General features: G+C 76.1%; 11 protein-coding genes. 1 reads left to right on the forward strand and 10 read right to left on the reverse strand.

What is annotated here, in order from left to right; genetic code table 11:
* Window positions 1–45 precede the first annotated feature (45 nt).
* The 3 genes from IE294_RS13190 to IE294_RS13200 all read right to left on the reverse strand — a co-directional run bounded on the left by IE294_RS13190 (window position 46) and on the right by IE294_RS13200 (window position 7,461).
* Window positions 46–3,072: an FtsX-like permease family protein gene (locus tag IE294_RS13190; protein WP_189885711.1), complete on the reverse strand. Its 3,027-nt coding sequence runs from the start codon at window positions 3,070–3,072 to the stop codon at window positions 46–48.
* A 509-nt stretch (window positions 3,073–3,581) separates the two neighbouring features.
* On the reverse strand, window positions 3,582–6,893 hold the full coding sequence (locus tag IE294_RS13195; protein WP_189885558.1) for an FtsX-like permease family protein: 3,312 nt from the start codon (window positions 6,891–6,893) through the stop codon (window positions 3,582–3,584).
* Window positions 6,894–7,056: 163 nt separating this feature from the next.
* Window positions 7,057–7,461 carry a globin gene (locus IE294_RS13200; protein WP_014672780.1) on the reverse strand — a complete coding sequence of 135 codons (405 nt, stop codon included), beginning with the start codon at window positions 7,459–7,461 and terminating at the stop codon, window positions 7,057–7,059.
* An 86-nt stretch (window positions 7,462–7,547) separates the two neighbouring features.
* Between IE294_RS13200 and IE294_RS13205 the strand changes: the two genes are divergently transcribed.
* Window positions 7,548–8,525, forward strand: a complete 978-nt coding sequence (locus IE294_RS13205; RefSeq protein WP_189885561.1) for a methyltransferase domain-containing protein — start codon at window positions 7,548–7,550, stop codon at window positions 8,523–8,525.
* A 6-nt stretch (window positions 8,526–8,531) separates the two neighbouring features.
* On the opposite strand, the gene IE294_RS13210 is transcribed toward IE294_RS13205, so the two are convergent.
* The 7 genes from IE294_RS13210 to IE294_RS13240 form a co-directional block, all read right to left on the reverse strand.
* Complete coding sequence (locus IE294_RS13210; protein WP_189885563.1) at window positions 8,532–10,244, reverse strand: FHA domain-containing protein; 1,713 nt, start codon at window positions 10,242–10,244, stop codon at window positions 8,532–8,534.
* A gap of 34 nt (window positions 10,245–10,278) precedes the next feature.
* Window positions 10,279–11,622 carry a VWA domain-containing protein gene (locus tag IE294_RS13215; protein WP_189885565.1) on the reverse strand — a complete coding sequence of 448 codons (1,344 nt, stop codon included), beginning with the start codon at window positions 11,620–11,622 and terminating at the stop codon, window positions 10,279–10,281.
* Window positions 11,623–11,737: 115 nt separating this feature from the next.
* Entirely contained in the window at window positions 11,738–13,117 is a 1,380-nt protein-coding gene (locus IE294_RS13220) for a PP2C family protein-serine/threonine phosphatase (protein WP_189885567.1), read from the reverse strand.
* 3 nt (window positions 13,118–13,120) lie between these two features.
* The gene (locus tag IE294_RS13225) at window positions 13,121–15,604 is read right to left on the reverse strand and encodes a serine/threonine-protein kinase (protein ID WP_189885569.1); all 2,484 of its coding nucleotides are present in this window, start codon (window positions 15,602–15,604) and stop codon (window positions 13,121–13,123) included.
* A complete protein-coding gene (locus tag IE294_RS13230; protein ID WP_189885571.1) occupies window positions 15,601–16,881 on the reverse strand; it encodes a coiled-coil domain-containing protein in 1,281 nt (426 codons plus the stop codon). Before IE294_RS13230 ends, IE294_RS13225 begins: the two co-directional genes overlap by 4 nt.
* Before the next feature lie 41 nt (window positions 16,882–16,922).
* The gene (locus tag IE294_RS13235) at window positions 16,923–17,954 is read right to left on the reverse strand and encodes a glutamate ABC transporter substrate-binding protein (protein WP_189885574.1); all 1,032 of its coding nucleotides are present in this window, start codon (window positions 17,952–17,954) and stop codon (window positions 16,923–16,925) included.
* A 14-nt stretch (window positions 17,955–17,968) separates the two neighbouring features.
* Window positions 17,969–19,417, reverse strand: a complete 1,449-nt coding sequence (locus IE294_RS13240; protein WP_373315816.1) for a GlnX family signal transduction membrane protein — start codon at window positions 19,415–19,417, stop codon at window positions 17,969–17,971.
* Window positions 19,418–19,525: the final 108 nt, after the last annotated feature.

The raw sequence follows: 19,525 nt of genomic DNA on the forward strand, positions 1-19,525 counted from the left end.
GGGGTGGGGTCGTCTGCCCGTGCCGGCCGGGTGTCCTGGGGGGCGTCATCGGCCGTCTCCCGCCCGTAGTTCTGTCACTGAGCCCCGTCGTCCCGTCCACCAGGCTTGCAGCGCCGCCACTCCCACCGCCACCGTCACCACCGCGAGTGCCGGGAGCAGGAGTGACCAGGTGTCCGGGTGGAGGCGGGTCTCGGTCAAGGGGGTCTGGGCGGTCGGGAAGGCGACGGTCGTCAGGTCGATGCCGGGCGCGAGGAGGCGGATCGCCGTCCAGCCGGTCAGTGTGCCGCCCAGGGCTGCCAGGAGGGCCTGGGGCAGGGATTCGAGGATCAGCAGGCGGCGGGACTCGGCGCGGGTGAGGCCCATCGTGCGCAGGCGGGCCAGCAGCGCGGACCGTTCGGGGGCGGCCCGGAGCAGCGACAGCAGCAGGGCCAGCACGGCGAAGCCGGCCCCCGTGGCGACGGCCGCCGTGTAGACGTGTTCGGCGCCGGACTGGAGGGGCGAGTCGGCGTACCGGGCGCGTTCCCCGGCCCGGAGCCGTACGGCGGCGGAGCCTCCCACGGCCTTCCGGAGGGCGTCCGCGTCCACGTGGTCGCCGGTGAGCAGCAGGGTCGTGGGACGGCTCGACCGGGCGGGCAGGCCCGCCCGGTCCACGACGAGGAAGTCGGGACCGGAGACGGCCGGCGTGCGGTCGCGGACCAGGACGATCCGCACGGTGACCGCGCTGCCGTCCTCCAGCCGCACCAGGAACGGCCGCCGGGTGCCGTACGAGGAGGCGACGGAGGGGGAGGCGACGGCGGGGAGCGGACCGAACCCGTCGTCGCCCGCGAGGCGGCCGGCGCCGGGGCGGGTCCTGGCAGTCAGGTGGGCGGTGCCGGGGTGGGCCTTGGCGGTCAGGGAGTCGGTGCCGGGGCGGGCCTTGGCGGTCAGGCGGGCGGTGCGGGAGTGGTCCCCGCCTGCCGGGTAGCCGTTACTGGAGTGGCCCCCAGCCAGCAGGCGGACCGCGTCGGACTGGCCCCCCGCCGTCAGCGGGCCGGTGCCGGGGTGGCCCCCAGCCAGCAGGCGGACCGCGTCGGAGTGACCCCCCGCCGTCAGCCGGCCCGTGCCGGTCCTACCCCCCGCCGTCAGCCGGGCGGACGGGAACGTGCCCAGGCCGGTGTACGTCGTCAGGGCGCCGTAGCCCTGTGGGTCGACGCCCAGCAGGGGTACCGCGTTCTCGCCGTCCTCCGGTTTCGCCTCGTACGCGATGCTGACGGGCGTCACCGCGCGGACCCCGGGGACCGAGCGGGCCCGGGCGGGGGCGTCGGCCGGCAGGGGGGCGCCCGCGTCGGCGCGGGCGTCCGCGCCGACCGTGAGCAGGGCCGCCCGGTCGCGGGCCTCGGCCACACCCGCCAGTACCGAGCCGCCGAACGCCGCCGTGGTCAGCGCGGTCAGCAGGGCGAGGAGCGGGAGTACCGCGGAGCCCTGGGTGCGGCCCGCGCGGGCCAGGGAGAGGTGGCCCACCGCGCCGCGCAGCCGCCCGGCGGGACCGGACAGGCGCCGCAGCAGCAGCGGGTACACGCGGAGCAGCACCAACGCGGCGATGACTCCGACCAGCACGGGGGCCACGGCCGTCAGCTGGTCGCCCGTCGTGCCGCGCCGGCGCAGGGTGGCCACCGCACCGGCGGCCAGCACCAGCAGGGTCAGCTCGGCGACCGTACGGCGCCGGGACGGCCGTACCGAGGCGATGTCCTCGCGCGGGGCCGTCAGCCGGACCGCGCGGTGGGCGAGGGCGGCGCGCAGGGGGAGGGCGGCGCAGGCGGCGAGCGTGACGGCCAGGGCGGAGAGGACGGCCGGGACGACCCGGCCGGCGGGGACCACGAGCAGGGACCCCGCCAGGCCGATGGCGCCCGCCGGTACGGCGATCACGGCGGTCTCGGCGAGCAGCCGCCCGGCGAGGCCGGACAGGGAGGCGCCGCGGGCGCGCAGCAGGGCGAGTTCGGCGCGGCGCCGGTCGGCGGCCAGGCCACCGGTCATGAGCAGGACGACGGCGACGACCGTCGCGGCGCCCGCGGCGGCCACGGAGACCAGCGGGGCGATGCCGGAGCGCAGCCGGGAGAAGGAGGCGAGGGCGTCGTCCAGGTCGGTGTTGATGTCGGTGCCGTCGTCGGTGACGGCGCGGGCGCGTTGCAGGCCGGGGCCGGACTCCAGGGCGGCGACGGCCGGCCGCAGACGGTCCAGGTCGTGGGCGTGCAGACCGCGCAGGGCGGGGGCGAGGTGCCAGTAGCGGGCCGGGTTGGTGCTGGTGCCCAGCAGGGCGGGGGCCGCCTGGGGGGCGAGCAGCAGCGCGCCGAGCCAGTACTTGTCCGGGTCCGGGCCGGGGGTGGGCAGGGTCACCAGGGTCGGGGTGCGCAGCAGCGGGACGGTGGACCAGTAGGCGCCGTCGGGGTCGCGCGGGACGAGGATGCCGGTGACCCGGACGGCGAGCGGGCCGCGGCCGGGCGCGGGCATGTGGACGACCGAACCCACCTTGATGTGCAGGGCCTTGGCGGTGGCGGCGGTGACGGCGGCCTCCACCTCGGGGGTCGAGGCGTCGACCGGGTGCGGGGCGCGCGGCAGCCGGCCGGTGCGCACGCGCGCGTGGTCGGCGAGGCCGTTCTGCGCGGCCAGCGAGATGTGGGCGGGCAGTCCGGTCGGCCGGGGCAGCCACGGGTCGGGCACCGCCGGGCTGACGGTGCCGGCGACGCCGTACGCGGACTGGGCGCGCTGCACGCTCAACGGGCTGCCGACCGTGCCGAGCACCTTCTCGTACTGCCGCTCCAGTGCGTCGGGGCGCAGTGCCGCGGCGCGCCGCTCGGGCGGCAGGCCGAGGTCGGGCTGGGGCGCCGACACCCGTACGGTGGTGTGCTCCGGGCGGGCCTGCCGGAGCGTCCGTTGCAGTCCCGCGTCCTCGTACCGGTCCACCGCCCGCGGAAAGGCGCCCGCCAGACACGCGGCCAGCCCGACCAGCAACGCGAGCGCGACGGCGGCACCGGGCGCGGCCCGCAGCCGGGTCCGCACCCACGGAGCGACCACGCGCGGCAACGGCCGGCCCATGTCACTCACCTCCCTGAGCGTGCGCAGCCCGCGCGCGCCCCGTCCGACCCACGGCGGCCCCCGCCGCGAGCGCCCGCAGCAGCCGGGCCCGTACCGTCGGAGTGCCCGCGTGGGACACCTCGGTGGGGACGGCGTGCGGCGTCGGCCGGTCCGTCGGGGTCCGGTGCGTGGCGGGCACCGGTCCGAGTGCGTCCCGCAGCCGGGCCCGTACCGTCGGAGCGCCCGCGCGGGGCGCTTCGGCTGAGTCGGTGCGTGGCGTCGGCCGGTCCGTGGGGTTCCGGTGTGTGGTGGTCACCGTCGTGGGCGTGTCCCGCAGTCGGGCGCGTACCGTCGGAGCGCCCGCGTGGGACACCTCGGTGGGGACGGCGTGCGGTGTCGGCCGGTCCGTCGGGGTCCGGTGCGTGGCGGGCACCGGTCCGAGTGCGTCCCGTGGACGGGTCCGCCGGTAGGGAGTCACCAGGCACGCGGTGGCCGCCTGCGGAGCGACGGGACCCGGAGCGATCCCCACGTCACTCACCCCCCTGCCCGCGCAGCGCCCGTGCCGGGTCCGCCCGGCGTACGGCGGCTGTCGCCGCGATCGTCAGTGGTGCCACGGCGACGGCGGTGAGCAGCAGCGCGACCTGTCCGGACGGGAGTCGGACCAGCAGGTCCGGTACCGGGCGGGTCGCCTCGCCGGTCAGGACGATCAGGGGCAGGACGGTGCGGGCCAGTACAGTGCCCAGGCCCAGGCCCACCGCCAGGGCCAGCCCCACCAGGACGGCCTGTTCGGCGGCGACCGTCCGGGCCAGTTGGCGGCGCGGTGCGCCGAGTGCGCGCAGGACGGCGAACTCGGCGCCGCGCGCCCGCTGCGCGCCGGCGGCGCCGACCGCGAAGCCGACGGCGGCGAGCGCCGCCGCGACCACGGCCGCCGCCGTGAACGCGGCCTCCGGTCCGGCGCCGAACGGGTCGTCGCGCAGTTCGGCGGCGATCTCGTCGCGGACCACGACCTGCCCGGGATCGACGTCCGGCAGCGCCCGGACGGCGGCGGCCACGCGGGCGGAGGCGCCGGGCGCGGTGGCGAGCCACCACTCGGTGGGGGTGGCGTTCTCGCCGTACCGGGCCTGGAGCAGCTGGTTCAGGGCACGCAGGTCGAGCAGGACGGCACCGCCGTCGTGGGTGCCGGTGGCGGCAGGGTCGGCGGTGGCCGGCAGCGCCCGTACCGCCCGTACGATCCGCACCGGCACCCGCCGGTCGCCGAGGGTGAGGTCGACCCGCTGCCCGGTGCGGGCGCCCGCCGCGCCCAGGTAGCGGTCGGTCGCGACGGCCGGCACCTCGGCGGGCGCGGGCTGGGCGGCCTGGAGCCGGAGGGTGACGGAGGCGACGGTCCAGATGCCGGCGTCCGGGAGGTAGCCGGTGCTGTAGGCGAAGGCCAGGGGGTGGGTGCCGGTGACCTCGGGACGGGTGGGGCTGGTCGCGGCGCTCGGTACGGCGGCGCCGCCGGCCTCCGCGGTGGTGGTCCACCGGGCGGGCAGGGTGAGCGGGTGGTCCGTGCCGTCCGTGCCCGACGCGGTCAGCCCGTCGATCGTGAGGCGGTGGTGCTCGGCCCGTTCGGCGGGCTGGGCCAGGTCCAGGCGGAGACCGGTGAGGGTCGCCGGTCCGGTGGCGGTGCCGAGGGCGAGGGTCAGGGTGTGCGGGCGCCCGTCGGCGGGGAGCTGCCCGGCCGGCAGCTGGTACGGCACCCCGTACCGGTCGGTCAGGGTGACCGTCACCGCGGTCGTGGTGCCCGGCCCGGTCGAGCTGCGCAGCCGGGCCGTCAGCTTCAGCCGGGCGGTGCCCGCCGGGACGCCGGCCCCGGCCGGGGTGCTCTTGGGGGTGAGCCGGCCCAGCAGCGGCCGTACCGGCTCGTCCGCCAGGTCGGGGCGCATCAGGACCGCGTCCGCCGCGTGGGCGGTGTCGAGGGCCAGCACGGTCGCCGTGCGGTCGCCGGACAGCGGCTGGGCGGCACGCACGGCCGGGGCGGCCTCGCGCACCCGTGGCAGGCCGGCGTACAGGTCCGTACGGCCGAACCCGTCCTCCCCGGAGGCCACGACCCGCACCGGCACCCCGGCCCGGAAGTCGGCCTGGTCGTCCTGCGAGCGGTCCCAGGAGGCTGCCTGCCCGATCGCGAGCATGCCGAGGGCGACGGCGAGGACGAGCAGCAGCACCGGGCCCGCACCGCGTGCGGTGCGCCGGCTGAACTGCCAGCCGGCCAGCGCCGCCGGCAGCCCCCGCCCGCCGGCCGCCCAGCGTTCGGCGAACCGCGCCACGGGCGGCAGCAGCCGCAGCGTGAGCACGGTCCCGGCGAGCAGGGCCAGCGCGGGCGCGGCCACCAGCAGCGGATCGACGCCGAGCGCGCCCGACCGGTCGGCGGCCACGGCGCCGGAGTCCTGCCGGCTCAGCTGCCAGTAGGCCACCGTAGCGATGGCGAGGAGCCCGAGGTCGGCGCCGGTCCGCAGCGGGGCCGGCACGGCCCGCGTGCCGCCCGGCCGGGCCGCCTTCCGGCGCAGCCTCGGGGCCCAGGAGCGCCGCGGTCCGGACGGGCGTGCCTCGGCCCCCGTGCCCGTGACCGCCGGTACGGTCACGGCCAGCGCGCAGCCGACGGCGACCCCGGCCGCGACCAGCCAGACGGCGGGCCGGCCGGCGGCCGGCAGGTCCAGGCGCAGGCCGAGCCGGGCCAGCGGGCCGTGTCCGGCCAGCAGGGCGGTGAGCGGGCCGGCGAGCAGGGGCGCGCCCACGGCCGCGGGCAGCGCCAGCAGCAGCGCCTCGGCCCCGGCGAGCGCGGCGATCCGGGTGCGGGAGGCGCCGCGGGCCCGCAGCAGCCGGGTCTCCTCGGCGCGTTCGGTGCTGAGCAGCCGGGCGACGAGCAGCAGCGCGTAGCCGGCGAGCAGCACCAGCTGGAGCGCGACGATCAGCAGGGTGGAGCGGGCCACGAGCAGGGAACGGTCCACCCGGTCCAGCACGTCCGGCAGCGCGCTCTGCGACACCGTCGTACCGCTCAGCGCGGCCGGCTCGCGCAGGGCCGCGCTGCCGGCCCGGGCCGCGGCCCGCAGCTCCCCGATCCGGCCGGTCGTCACCGAGGCGAAGTCCGCCGACGCCAGCCAGCCCGTCGCCCCGGCGCTGACCCGGCCGCCGGTGAGGACGGCGGGGTCGGTGAGCAGCGGGCCGTACGTCGTGAAGCCGGACTTCTTCACCCCACGCCCGAGCAGGTCGTCCAGCCGCCAGTACGGTGCCGTCACCGAGGCGGGGCGGTACACGCCGACGACGTGGACCCGGACCGCGGGCCCCTCCAGCCGGTCCGCCAGGGTGAGCCGGGCGCCGGGCTCCAGCCGCAGCGCGCGGGCCGCCGTCTCCGGGAGGGCCACCTCGGCCTCGCCGTCGCTACGGCGGGGGAGGCGGCCGGCGGCCACCCGCACCTGCGTGTGGTCCAGTGCCGCGAAGTAGGTCAGGTCCGGGTCGCCCGACCTGCTCGCGGGCGGCTGGAGGGAGCGGGGCAGGGCGTACGGCCCCGAGCGGCGCAGGGTCCGTACGGTCACCGGTGACCCGGCGAAGGTACGGCGCGCGCCCTGGCGTACGGCGGTGTCGGCGGCGGTCCGCTCGGCCGGGGGCACGTCCGCCTTCACGATCAGCGCGGTGTCGGCGGCGTTGCGCGGGTCGCCGAGCACATGGCGCAGTGCCGCGTCGCCGATCGCCCCCGAGTACGCCGTGAGCGTCGCGAGCACGGCGGTGGTCAGCACCACCGTCAGCAGCGCGGCGCCCAGCAGCAGGCGGTGCGCACGCGCGCGTGAGAAGACGAACCCCGTCACCCGGCCCCCGTGTGTCCGGTGCTTCCAGACCTGCGGGCGATGCTGGCAGAGGGCCGGGCGGCGGGTAAGCGGTTGTTCGCCGGTCTATACCGGATTGTGATCGGAATGCGGCGACGGGTGACCGGAATCCGACCTTCAGTGACGACCCGTCAGTCCCGGGTGCTCAGTCGGGGGTGTTGACCATCGACGCGGCGGCGTACGTCAGGTAGTTCCACAGCGTCCGCTCGTGCTCCTCCGACAGCCCCAGCTCGTCCACGGCCACCCGCATGTGCCGCAGCCACGCGTCGTGCGCCGCCCGGTCCACGGTGAACGGGGCGTGCCGCATGCGCAGCCGGGGGTGGCCGCGGTTCTCGCTGTACGTCGTCGGACCGCCCCAGTACTGCATCAGGAACAGCACCAGCCGCTCCTCGGCCGGGCCCAGGTCCTCCTCCGGGTACATCGGCCGCAGCAGCGGGTCCTCCGCGACCCCCTCGTAGAAACGGTGGACGAGCCGGCGGAAGGTCTCCTCCCCGCCGACCTGCTCGTAGAAGGTCTGCTCCTGAAGCGTGCCGCGCCGAATCTCATTCACCCGTCCATCGTCTCAGACCGGGTGACCGAGGACTCAAGGCTTAGGACCAGCCCCGTCCGCGGACCGCCCGCCCCTACTGTGGACCCATGGGCGCCTACGACACCGGGATCGAGGCTCTCGCCGACGCGGCGCGGGCCGAGCTGGTGCGCGAGATCGACGCCGACGGGGCCTGGGCGGACGACCCGGTGTGGCGGGAGGCGTTCGCGGCGGTGCCCCGGCACCTGTTCGTGCCGTACTACTACGTCACCGGGGCCCGCGGCTACGAGCGCCGCTGGGGCGAGAGTCCCGACCGCGAGGCGCGGGAGCGCTGGGTGCGCGGCGCCTACGCGGACGTACCGCTGGCCACCCGGCTGCGCGACGGCGAGCTGCTCTCCTCCAGCAGCCAGCCCTCCCTGATGGCCCGGATGCTGGTCGCCCTGCGCGTCGAGGACGGCGACCGGGTGCTGGAGGTGGGCGCCGGCACCGGCTACAACGCGGCCCTGCTCGCCCACCGGCTCGGCGCCGACGACCTCGTCACCACCATCGACCTGGAACCGGAGATCACCGAGTCGGCCCGGCAGCACCTCGCGGCGGCCGGCCACCACCCCGTCGTCGTCACCGGTGACGGCGCGCGCGGGGTGCCCGCACGCGCCCCCTTCGACCGGATCATCGCCACCTGCGAGCTGCCCACGGTGCCGCGCGCCTGGCTCGCCCAGTGCCGCCCCGGCGCGCGCGTCCTCACCCCGCTCGCCACCGGCCTGCTCACGCTCACCGTGCGGGACGCGGAGCACGCGGAGGGCCCGTTCCTGCCCGGGGCCGCCTTCTTCGTGCCGCTGCGCGGCGGGCGCCGGGCGCAGCCCGAGGGCGTCCCGCCGGCCGGACTGCCACGCCGGGCCCATGAGCAGGAGCCGTTCCGCTTCCTGCTCACCCTGACCCGCGGCACCCTCGACCCGCAGGAGGCGTACGCCCTGTGGGAGCGCGAGGGCGAACCGGAACGCGGCCGGTACGGCGTCACGGTCGCCGGCGAGCACGCCTGGGCGTGGCTGGACGACCCGCAGGGGCCGTACGCCTGGCCCCTGCCCTGAGCGCGGTCAGCCCCGGCGGACGGTGATCGTCGTCCAGGCGCCCACGTGCACCCGGTCGCCGTCCTGGAGCGGGACCGGCACGAACGGCTGGATCGGCTCCTCCGACATGTTGACCGTGGTGCCGTTCGTCGAGTTCTGGTCGACGACCGCCCAGCTTCCGTCCGGCTGCTGCACCAGCATCGCGTGCTGGTGCGAGACACCCGGGTCCTCCGGCGGCACCGACAGGTCGATGTCGGGGGTGTCGCCGGTGGAGTGCCGACGGCGGCCGATGGTGACCTGGTCGCCGGTCAGCGTGCGCTGCTGCTCGGGCGAGTACGCGGGCAGGTTCAGGCCCGCGGCCTCGGGGCCGGAGCGCTGCATCATCGCCATGAAGTACTCGCGGTCCGGGCCGATGGTCGCGGTCCAGGTGGTCGACCGGGGGGCCTGCGGCGCGTGCGGAGCCTGGGGTGCCTGGGGGAAGCCGCCCGGTCCGCCCGGTCCCGGCGGGGTCTGGGTGCCGCCGGGCTGCGGGTAGCCGTAGCCGCCGCCCTGACCGCCGGGGCCGGTGGACGACGGCGGGGAGATCACCCAGTCGTCGTCGGCGGCCGGGGGCCGGCGGGTCTGGCCCGGGAACGCGGGCGGGGCCGGTGCACCGGAGGGCTGGAACGCCTGCGGGGCACCGCCGGGACCGCCGGGCGGCGGCACCGGACGCGAGGGGTCACCGCCGAAGCCGGACGGGCCGGGCGCGGTCGGGCCACCGGGACGGGAGGGCTCACGCCCGAAGGGGGAGGGGCCCTGGAACCCCGGGCCCTGGCCTTGGCCCTGCCCCGGGTTGCCGCCGAAGCCGGACGGACCGCCGGAACCCGGGCCACCCGGACCGCCGGGGCCCTGGCCGCCGCCGAAGCCGGACGGGCCGCCGGGACCCTGCCCCGGACCGCCGCCGAACCCGGACGGACCGGAGGGGCCACCCGCGCCCGGTCCCTGCCCGGGACCGCCACCGAAGCCGGACGGGCCACCGGAACCCGGGCCACCCGGGCCACCCTGGCCCGGCACCGTGCCCCGGCCACCGAAACCGCCGGGGCCGCCGGGACCGGGCGGGTTGCCGGCACCCGGGCCCTGCCCCGGACCACCCTGCCCCGGACCACCCTGACCGCCCTGCCCCGGACCGCCCTGCCCCGGACCCTGGCCGAAGCCCTGCGGCGCCCCGGGCGGGCGCTGGTTGCCCGCGCCGAAGGGGGCCGGACCCGAGGGGCCGGGGGAGGTCCGCGGGCCGGACGGGGCCCGGTCGCCGCCGAACGGCGTCGGGCCCGACGGCTCGCTGTGGAAGGACGGGAGCGGCTCGGCGGGCCGGTTCACCTGCGAGGGCCGCGAACCCTGGTACTCGTACCCGTCATCGCCGCCGTACGTCGAGCTCGGCGGCTGGAACCGCGGCTGCGGCGAGCGCGGGGCGGCCGGGGTGTAGGAGGTCGCCGTGTTGGTCAGGAAGTTCCACCGGCACTCCTCGCAGAACGGCGCGCCGCCCTCGCGGGGCGTACGGCACTGCGGGCACAGCTCCGGCTCCGGGTCGGAGCCGCCGGCCGGGTGCGGCCGGGCGCCGGCCGGGCCGCCCTGCGGGGGCGGGAAGCCGTAACCGCCCGGGGGCGGCGGAGGGGGCGGAGGTACGGCACCGGCCATGCGGTGACCGCAGACCTCGCACCAGTCGTCGGAACCCGACTGGTGTCCGTTCGGGCAGGTCGGCATGTCGGTGCTTCCCCTTCTCCTACGCTTCCGAGGGTCACTTCTTCACACGAACAGTCTTGGTGGACCGGGTCTCCAGAGTCATCTCGTCCGCCTCCGCGACCCTCGTCTTCAACCGCACAGTACCTGTCACGGCGTCGACCACGTCCACCACCTTCGCAAGCAGTTTCGCAGTATCCGCGTTCCCCGAGGCGTTCGCGAGCTGAACCGCGCGCCCCAGTTTGGCGGTTGCTCCGTCGAAATCCCCCGCTTTGCGAAGGTCCAGGCCCTTCTGGATGACTTGCGCCAGTTCGGCCTGCCCGGTGTAGTGGGCGACTTGGGGGCTGATCGCGGTGGAGGCGGTCATGTCGTCGGTCCAGACGGCCCGAACCAGCCCCTGCGCGCCGAGGTTCTGTGCAGTTCCGTCCGGTTCCGGGATGACGAGGGAGATCCGCGCGGCGAGCATCTCCTGGCCGAGCCCGGCGGGCGGGACCGTCACGCACAGGTGGTAGTCACGGGACTCGTCGCCCCAGGAGCCGGTCGGGTAGTCCCCGGCGCGCGGCGCGGCCTCGGTACGACGGCCGGTCAAGTCCTCGACGGCGGGGGCGACTTGCTTGACGAACCGGATGGTCGTGCCGACGGGTGTCCACACCCGCAGGGAGACGTCGGCGACCTCCTTGCCCATCGCCGTCTCCATCATCCGCGTGAAGTCGGCGGCCAGACCGGCCGGGTCGGCGACGATGTCGGCGGTGCCGAGCAGCGCCGAGGCGATCCCTGTGACTTCTTTCACTTCCCAGTCGGTGCCCACGCCCCGCGCGTCACAGGTGAACCGGCCGGCGCAGGCGTCCAGCGTGGCCCGCAGATCCTCCGCCGACTCGTGTTCGTTGCGGCCGTCGGTGAGCAGGATGCCGTGCCGGATGGTGACGTCCGCCGCGGACAGCAGCCGGTCGGCGAGCCGCAGCCAGGTGCCGATGGCCGTACCGCCGCCCGCGCTCAGCCGGCGCAGCGCCTGCTTGGCCTGCTCGCGGGTGGTGGCGTCGGCGACCGCGAGCCGCCCGCCGCCCGGATAGACCTCCTTGGCCACGTGCGTGCCGCCGATCACCGCGAAGCGGGTGCCGTCGCGCAGGGTGTCGATCGCGGCGGCCGTGGCGTTCCGGGCGCCCTGCATCTTGGTCGGCGGGTAGTCCATGGAACCCGAGCAGTCCACCATGAGCGCCACGGCGGCGGACGGCCCCCCGCCCGGCGGGTACACCGGCGCGGTGAGCGCGCTGCCGATGGTGCCGCCGCCGGTCGCGGTCACCGTGACGATGGCGTTGACCTCGCTGCCGCCCTGGGGCAGGTACTCGTTCTGGTAGACGTCCACCGAGAACCGCGGCACGTTCGACTTCGCGAAATTGGCCATGCTTGCTCACATCCCCCTAGGACACCTCGCCGACGCGAGGCGACGACTGTGAGCGGACCGGTCCCCTCCGGTCCGCCGCGGCTTCCCCGTGCCGTTCCCCCGTCGGATACGGCCCTCAGGCCGATCCTGCCCCCTGCGGCGGCAGCGGGAACGGCAGGACCGCCACTGTTACGTTGTCGTGGCCCCCGCCGTCCAGGGCGTGACCGACCAGTACCCGTGCGCTGTGCAGCGGGCGGGCCGCCGCGTCGAGCGGGAGGACCTCGGACATCTCCTCCGCCGTCTCGGCGTAGTTCCACAGCCCGTCGGTGCACACCACCACGGCGCCGGGCCGGTCCGGCTTGAACGACGCGGTGTGCGGCTCCAGTTCGTAGGCGTCCGCGCCGAGCCAGCCGGTGATCGCGTGGGCGCGCGCGTCGGCGTACGCCTCGGCCTCGCTCATCAGGCCGGCGGCGACCATCTGCGCGGCCCAGGAGTCGTCCTCGGTCAGCCGGGCGGGCGGTGCGGTGCGGTCGGTGGGCACCCAGTAGACGCGGCTGTCGCCGACCCAGCCGACGACCAGCAGCCCGGGGGTGACGACCGCGCCGACGATCGTGCAGGCCGGCGCGTTCTGGTGCGGGGCGTGCTCGCGGGCGGTGGCGGGTTCCTCGGCGAGCGCGTTGACGGCCTGCGCGGCGGCGACGATCGCCTCGTGCATCGCCGCCTGCGGGTGGGTGCCGCGCGGCAGCGCGGCCAGCAGGGTGTCGCCGGCCGCCCGGGAGGCGGCCAGGGAGGCGTCGTCGGGGCGGGTCGCGGACGACACGCCGTCGCAGACGATCGCCAGCGCGGCCGGCGTGCCGTCGGGCAGCGTGGTGTGGCCGACGGCGAAGGCGTCCTCGTTGCGGTGGTGGCGCAGGCCGCGGTCGCTGACGGCGGCGACCGGTCCCGACTCCCGCTCCACGTGGTCGCGTTCGCGTGGCTGGGCGTGCCCGCAGTTCTCGCAGTAGCCGTCGCTGTCCACCCGGCCCGCCCGGCAGGCCACGCAGAGCTGCGCCGGGTCGGCCGGTGCGGAGGCCGGCCGGGGGTCCGGTGCCTGCAACGGGTACTCGTCGGGCTCGTCCGGCCGGTCGAACCGCACCCCGGAACCGGAGGAATGCCCCCCGCCGCCCTCGTGCCCGCCCGGCTCGGCGCCGCCCGGCCCCGCCGGGGGCGTGGCCCCCGGAGCGGCGCCGGATCCCTCGCCGGACAGGGGCGTGCCGCCCGAGTCGGTGCCCGGGAGGTCTGTCGGGAGGTGCGGCTCGGGGGAGGCCGCGGGGCCGGGCGGTCCGGGGGTGGGCCACGCCGTGCCGTCCCCGGGGCCGGTGGGGCCCGTCATGGTCAGCGTCGGATGGTCCTGCGGCGGCGCGGACACCACCGAAAGGTCGTATCCGCACGCTCCGCAGAACAGGTCACCCGACTCCACGGGCTCCGCGCAGCTCGGGCACTTCGCCAGTGCGGCCTGCTGGGGCATCTGCGACATCGACTACACCCACGTCCGGGGACGGTAACGGTTGGCCCGTTCCACCAGCTCGATCCTCTCATCACCGCCGGGCGCCAGCCGTGCCAGCGTGCGGTAGGCGCGCTCCAGGCCGAAGCGGAGGCCCCGCTCGTCCAGACCGCTGCCCAGCAGCACCCGGCCTCCGGCGGCGGGCCCGGTGCCCTGGCCCCCGGAGAGTATCCAGTCCAGCGCGCAGCCGAGCACTTCCGCCGACAACAGCTCGCGCCGCGCCGGGTCCAGGCCGTACGCCTGGAGTGCCTCGACCTGACCGGCGGCGGCCGTCAGATCGTCCAGGAACGGTACGTCACCCGCGCTCGCGGTGCGCTGTCTCAGCCGGGCCCGGACGGCGGCGACCCGGGCGGCCGTGTAGTGGATGGAGGACTCCGGCACCGACTCCAGCGTCGTCACGGCGCCCCGGCGGTCCCCGGCCGCGAGCCGCACCCGGGCCAGCCCGAACGCGGCGCTCACGAAGCCCGGGTCGGTCGTCCACACCAGGCGGTAGTACTCGGCCGCGTTGTCCAGCTGGCCCAGCACCTCGGCGCACAGGCCGAGCGCCAGCTTGGGCGCGGCCTCGCCGGGGAAGGCGTCGTAGACCGCGTCGAAGGCGAGCGCGGCGTGCTCGAAGTCCCCGGTGACCAGCGCGGCCACGCCCCGGTACCACACCACCCGCCAGTCGTCGCCCTGTTCCTCGTCCAGCGTGGCCAGGCTCATCAGCGCACCCTGGTGGTCGCCGCTCTCCAGCCGGGCGCGGATCTGCCGGAGCCGGGTCTCCACGGTCTGCGCGGGCGCCGCCGCCAGCGCGCTCATCAGCTCGGCCGGCGCCGAGGCCGTCAGGCCCGCGAGGAAACCGGCGCCGGGGTCGTCCGGGTCGACCAGCGGGACCGGCAGGGCGAGCGCGGCGGCCGGCGTGTCGACCGGCCCGACCAGGGCCGGCGGGGGCGGGGCGGGAGTGGCGGGAGCCTTCCGCACCGGCCGGGCGCCCAGCCGGGACACGTCCCCGTGCAGCCGGGGGAACAACTCCGTGTCGGTGACCTTGGTCTCGGGCCCGAACAGCGTCGACAGCGCGGGCCGCGCCTGCCCGGTCTGGAGCGAGACGACCTCGCGCAGCACTCCCGTCAGCTGCTCGGCCATCTCCTGCGCGGAGGCGAACCGGCGGCCCGGGTCGGGGTCGGTGGCGCGCACCAGGAGCCGGTAGAAGGACTCGTAGCGGCGGAACACCTCGATGGTGTCGGGGTCGGGCAGGGAGTCGGCGTAGACGTTGGTGTAGCCCTGGAAGTCGAAGGCCAGCACGGCGAGCGTGCGGGCCACCGTGTAGAGGTCGCTGGCCACGGAGGGGCCGGACTCGGCGACCTCCGGTGCCTGGTAGCCCACCGTGCCGTAGATCGCCGACTCGTCGTCGTCCATCCGGCGGACCGCGCCCATGTCGATCAGCTTGAGCTGGTCCTCGGTCTGGATGGCGTTGTCGACCTTGAAGTCGCAGTACAGCAGGTTCCGGCTGTGCAGATGGCCGAGCGCCTCCAGCGCCTCGATGCCGTACGCGCACGCCTGCTCCACCGGCAGCGGGTCGCGGCGTCCGTCGGGCGTCCGTCGGGCGTTGGCGATCTCCTTCAGGGACTTGCCGCCGACGTACTCCATGACGATGTAGCCGTCGAGGGAGCCGGTGCGCTGGTCCAGGTGCTCCACGAAGTTGTAGATGCGCACGATGTTGGCGTGCTCGATCTCCGCGAGGAACCGCCGCTCGGAGATCGCCGCGGCCATCGCGTCCTGGTCACCGGTGTCCAGCAGGCCCTTGAGCACCACCCACCGGTCGGAGACGGCCCGGTCCACCGCCAGGTAGACCCAGCCCAGCCCGCCGTGCGCCAGGCAGCCCGCGACCTCGTACTGGCCGCGCACGATGTCCCCGGCCCGCAGCTTGGGCACGAAGGAGTACGGGTGCCCGCACTTGGTGCAGAAACCTTCCGTGCGGCCCGGCCGGTCGCCCCGCGCCCGGCCGACCGGCGCCCCGCAGTCCGACCGCGAGCAGAACCGCTTGCGCTCCGGCACCTCCGGGTTCTCCAGCACCATCGCGCGCGGGTCGGGCCGCGGCACCTGCGGCACCGCGACCAGCCCGGCGCCCAGCCGCCCCCGCGAGGAGGCCCCGGAGGACGAGCCCGAGCTGCGCACCGACACCGAGCGGCCCGTGGGCTTCCCCGACAGCGACCGGGACAGCCGCCCGGACACCGAGCGGCGCGACCTCGACGACTGCGAGGTCGTGCGCGCACTGCGCGAGCTGCGGGAACTGCCGCTGTCGGACGCCCCCCGGGCGACCCCGGTGGGCGGCGAGCCCACCATGCCTCCCCCAGAGGGGGGACCCCCAGCCGAGACGACCGGTGCGAGACCGCACGTGTCGCAGTACAGCTCGCCGCCGCCGACGTCCTCGTACGTCCCCTCGCAGCCCGGCCGCTGGCAGCTCTGCCCCGGCTGACTCATGACTCGCCCCCCTTACGGTCCTCCGGCGCGCTCGCGCTGCCGAGCACTTCCGCCACCGCCTGCTGGTAGCGCAGCACGGCCTGCTCCGCCACCCGCAGGTCGCAGGGCGCGCTCCACAGCATGCGGCGGGCCGCGTCGTACCGCTCGACCAGCAGTGGGTCCTCCGCGAGACCGTGCCGGGCGACCTTCGCCTTGTACGCGTCGAGCCGGCCGCGCAGCTCGGCGCGGACCGCGAGCGGCGCGGTGACCGCGGTCAACGACTCGCGGGCGCGCAGCAGTTCGTCCTCCGCCTGCACCTCCAGCGACTCCAGCAGCGGGGAGAGCCGGTGCCACTGGGCCTGCCTGCGGTACTCGGCCGCGGTCGCCAGCTGCTCCTGGAGCGCGGTCGGCGGCCCGCTCACCACCGGCACCTCGGTCGCGGCGATCTTGGCCAGCACCTCACCGCGCGCGGTACGCGCCTCGGCCAGGGTGCGGTCCGCGCGCGAGAGCACGTCCCGCAGCCGGATCAGCCGCGCCTCCGCGTCCTGCCGGACCGTCAACACGGCGTCGATCTCCCGGCGCACGTCCTCCAGTGCGCGGGCCTCACGGTCGTACACCGTCGTGTCCGGGCGTCCGCCGCCGGGCGCCGAACTGCCCTCGGCCGGCACCCAGAAGGCCAGCGGGTCGGAGACGACGTCCTCGCGCAGCCTGGTCAGCGTGCGGGTGATCCGCTCCAGGTCGTCACCGGCCGGGTGCTCGCCGGGGCGCACCCCCACCGAGTGCGCGAGCTGCCGGGTGCGCTGGAGTTCCGCGGCGAGCAGATCGATCCGCGCGGGCAGCGCCGACCAGACCGCGTCGGCGGCGACGATCATGTCCAGGCTCGTCGCGTACAGCTCGTTCATCCGCTCCACCAGCGCGGACAGCGAGAACGACTCGCTCAGTCTGCCGTTCCCGCCGTCGGGGACGGTCACGGACTCGCCGCGCAGCACCTCGGTCAGCTCCGCCAGGTCCTCCCGGCTGGACCAGCGGCGCCGGGCGCGGATCTCACGGGCGCCGCGCAGCGCGGCCGTGTAGGCGTCGAAGTACGCCCACAGCCGGGTGATCTGCGTCTCCGCGGCCTGCCAGCGCTCCTTGGTGACGCCGGTCAGCCGCGCGCCTTCGAGGAGTCTGCGGCCCGCGTGGTCCTGGAGGGCCAGCAGCGAGGTCTCGATCGCCTCGTGCTCCTGGCCGAGCCGCGCCAGCGCACGGTCCACCTCGTCCCGGTCCATCACCGGCCCGGCGGGGTCCGTGACGCCCATCGATCACCTCTCGCTTGCTGTCTGTTCCGGTCGGGTACGGCTCAACTGCTGCGCCGGTACTGCGGCGCGGGCGGCTTCGACGCGGCCGAGTCCTTGCCCAGTGTCGCCGACAGCCAGTCGTCGTACGACGTCTGCCAGCCGTGTGCGCGGTAGTCCACCAGAACGCGGTTGACCCGGCGTACCAGATCGCCGGCGTCCTTCTTCATCGCCACGCCGTAGTACTCGGTCGTGAACGGCGCGCCCTTCAGTTCGACGGTCGGGTCCTGCGCGGCCTGGCTCGCGGCGAGCGCGCCGTCGGTCACCACCGCGTCCACTTCGCCGAGTTGCAGCCGGACCAGGCAGTCCAGCTGGTTCGGCACGGTGGTGGACAGGTCGGTGGTGGCGGGCAGCCGGCCGCCCTTCTTGTCGGCCTCCAGCTTGGCGAGCGCGGTCGAACCGGCCGCCGTGCACACCTTCTTGTGCGCCAGCGAGGCGTCGTAGCCCGTGATCGGGGAGGACTTGGGGGCGAGGATCTGCTGGCCGGTCTTGAAGTAGGGCGCGGAGAAGGCGACGTGCTCCAGCCGGCCGCAGGTGATCGTCATGGTGCGGACGACCATGTCCACGCGTCCGTCCTCGATCGCCGGGATGCGCTGGTTGGTCGGTATGGCCTTGAACTGCACCGCGTCCGGGTCGCCGAGGATGTCCTCGGCGATCCGGTGGACGAGGTCGATGTCGAAGCCCTCCAGCTGGGCGCCCTCGGTGTTGGGGTTGCGGTAGCCCCAGCGGTAGCTGTTCTGGTCGACGCCGACGATCAGCTTCCGCTTGGCGCCCGTGCGTGCCTTGATCGCGTCGATCGTCGGACCGTCCGCGCCGGACGGCGCCGGCGTCCGCTCGTGCGCCTCGGCGTCCACGCACCCGTCGGCGCGGGCCTGGGTGCCGGTGACGGTCTTCTGCCCGGCCTGCCGCGCGTCGTCCGGCGCCTGCTGGGTGCACGGCAGCAGCAGGACGAACGCCAGCGCCGGCGCGCACAGCACCGCCATCACGGCGACCCCGCCCCAGCCCCGCAGGGCGGACCGCGCACGGCTCACGTCCATCGCCTTGCCCCCTGTCACCGGTACTCCGAAAGCCTGCGGCCGATGCCGGCGACGGCGCCGGCCGCGCCCAGCACCGCGAGGACGGCGGCGCCCTCCGGCAGCCCGGTCATGGCGTCCCGCCCGTCCCCGGCCGCCCGCTGGAACTCGGCCCGCTCGTGGGCGATGGCCCGGGCCAGGCTGCGGTCGACGCCGTCGAAGCACTCGGCGGTCGCGCCCTTGGCGCCGATCACCTTGTCCAGCGCCTGCTGGTAGTTGCCGTTCTCGTCCTCGGCGCGGGCCGTGGCGTGGCGCTGCTTCCACACCGCCATGTCGTCCTCGGCCTCCTTGACCGGGGCGGTGCCCCCCTGGTCGTCGGCGAGCCGCGCCGCCTCGGTCAGCCCCTTGCCGAGCACGGCGATGTCCTGGTCGAAGTCGCGGTAGTAGGCGTCGTACGTGGTGCCGTCGACCGTGACGGTCTCGGCGCCGCGCGCCACCAGGCTCAGGTTCTCGTTGCCACGCGCCTTGAGGGAGGCGATCCGGGCGTCGTGGAGGACGTTGAGCGAGCGGATGCCGTGCTCGTACGAGCCGTCGAGCCCCGACCGGGCGACCATGTGGCCCACGACCAGCCACAGCAGGGCGACGGCCGTCGCGGCGCTGGCGGCGACCAGGCCGTGGTTGAGGACGCGGTGGGTGCGCCGGTACGTGCGGTGCTGGGCCCAGCCGAGCGCGGCCAGCGCGAGCAGCCCGAGCCCGATGGCGACCCACGGGTACGGCGTCGCGTCCGCGTAGTCCGCGTCGAGCCGCCGGTTCTCCGTGGTGTAGAGGTCCTCCGCCGCCGGGAGCATCTCCGCCTGCATCTTCTCGTTGGCGTACCGCAGATAGGCGCCGCCGACCGGATAGCCCTGCCGGTTGTACGTCCGGGCCCGCTCGATGAGGCCCTTGTACTCGGGTAGCAGCCGGTTCAGGCCGGCGATGGTCTCCTCGGACGCGGAGCCCGGCTCGGCGTTGGCGGCGGCGGTGACGAGCCCGGCGGCGGCGGAGCGGATGTCCTTCTCGTACCGGTCCGTGGACCGGGCGTTCTCCTGCCCGCCCGCCAGGAACCCGCTGGAGGCCGCGGTGTTGGCGTCGGCCAGCGACCGGTAGATGCCGGCCGCGCCGTAACTGAGCGGCTGGCTGCGGTGCAGCACGTCGTCGGCGGCGGCCGAGCGGGTGCTGGTCTGCCAGGCGGTGACCGCCCCGAACGCGACGACCAGCAGCGCCAGGACGGCACCGATGATCCGCAACCGCCCCGGCTCGGTCGTCGCGGCGGCCCGCAGCCGCTCGGCACCCTCGGCGAAGGCGGTCCGGCGCGCGGGCGGCACCCCCGCAGCGACGGCCGGGGGGAACCCGGGCGGTCCGGGCTGGGCGGGGATGCCGGGGACACCGGCTACACCGACGGACCCGGCCGGCGGTGGCGCCGCGCTGCTCTTCGGCGGGTGTGTCACTCGACCTCCCCCATGGTCATCCGTACGCCGCCCAGTATCACCGCCCGCACTGACATCGCGCACCGGCCTTCACTGGATCTTGATCGGATCGCCGCGTGCCCGGGGGCG

The sequence above is a fragment of the Streptomyces canarius genome, assembly GCF_014650735.1.
GTDB classification, from domain to species: Bacteria; Actinomycetota; Actinomycetes; order Streptomycetales; family Streptomycetaceae; genus Streptomyces; species Streptomyces olivaceoviridis.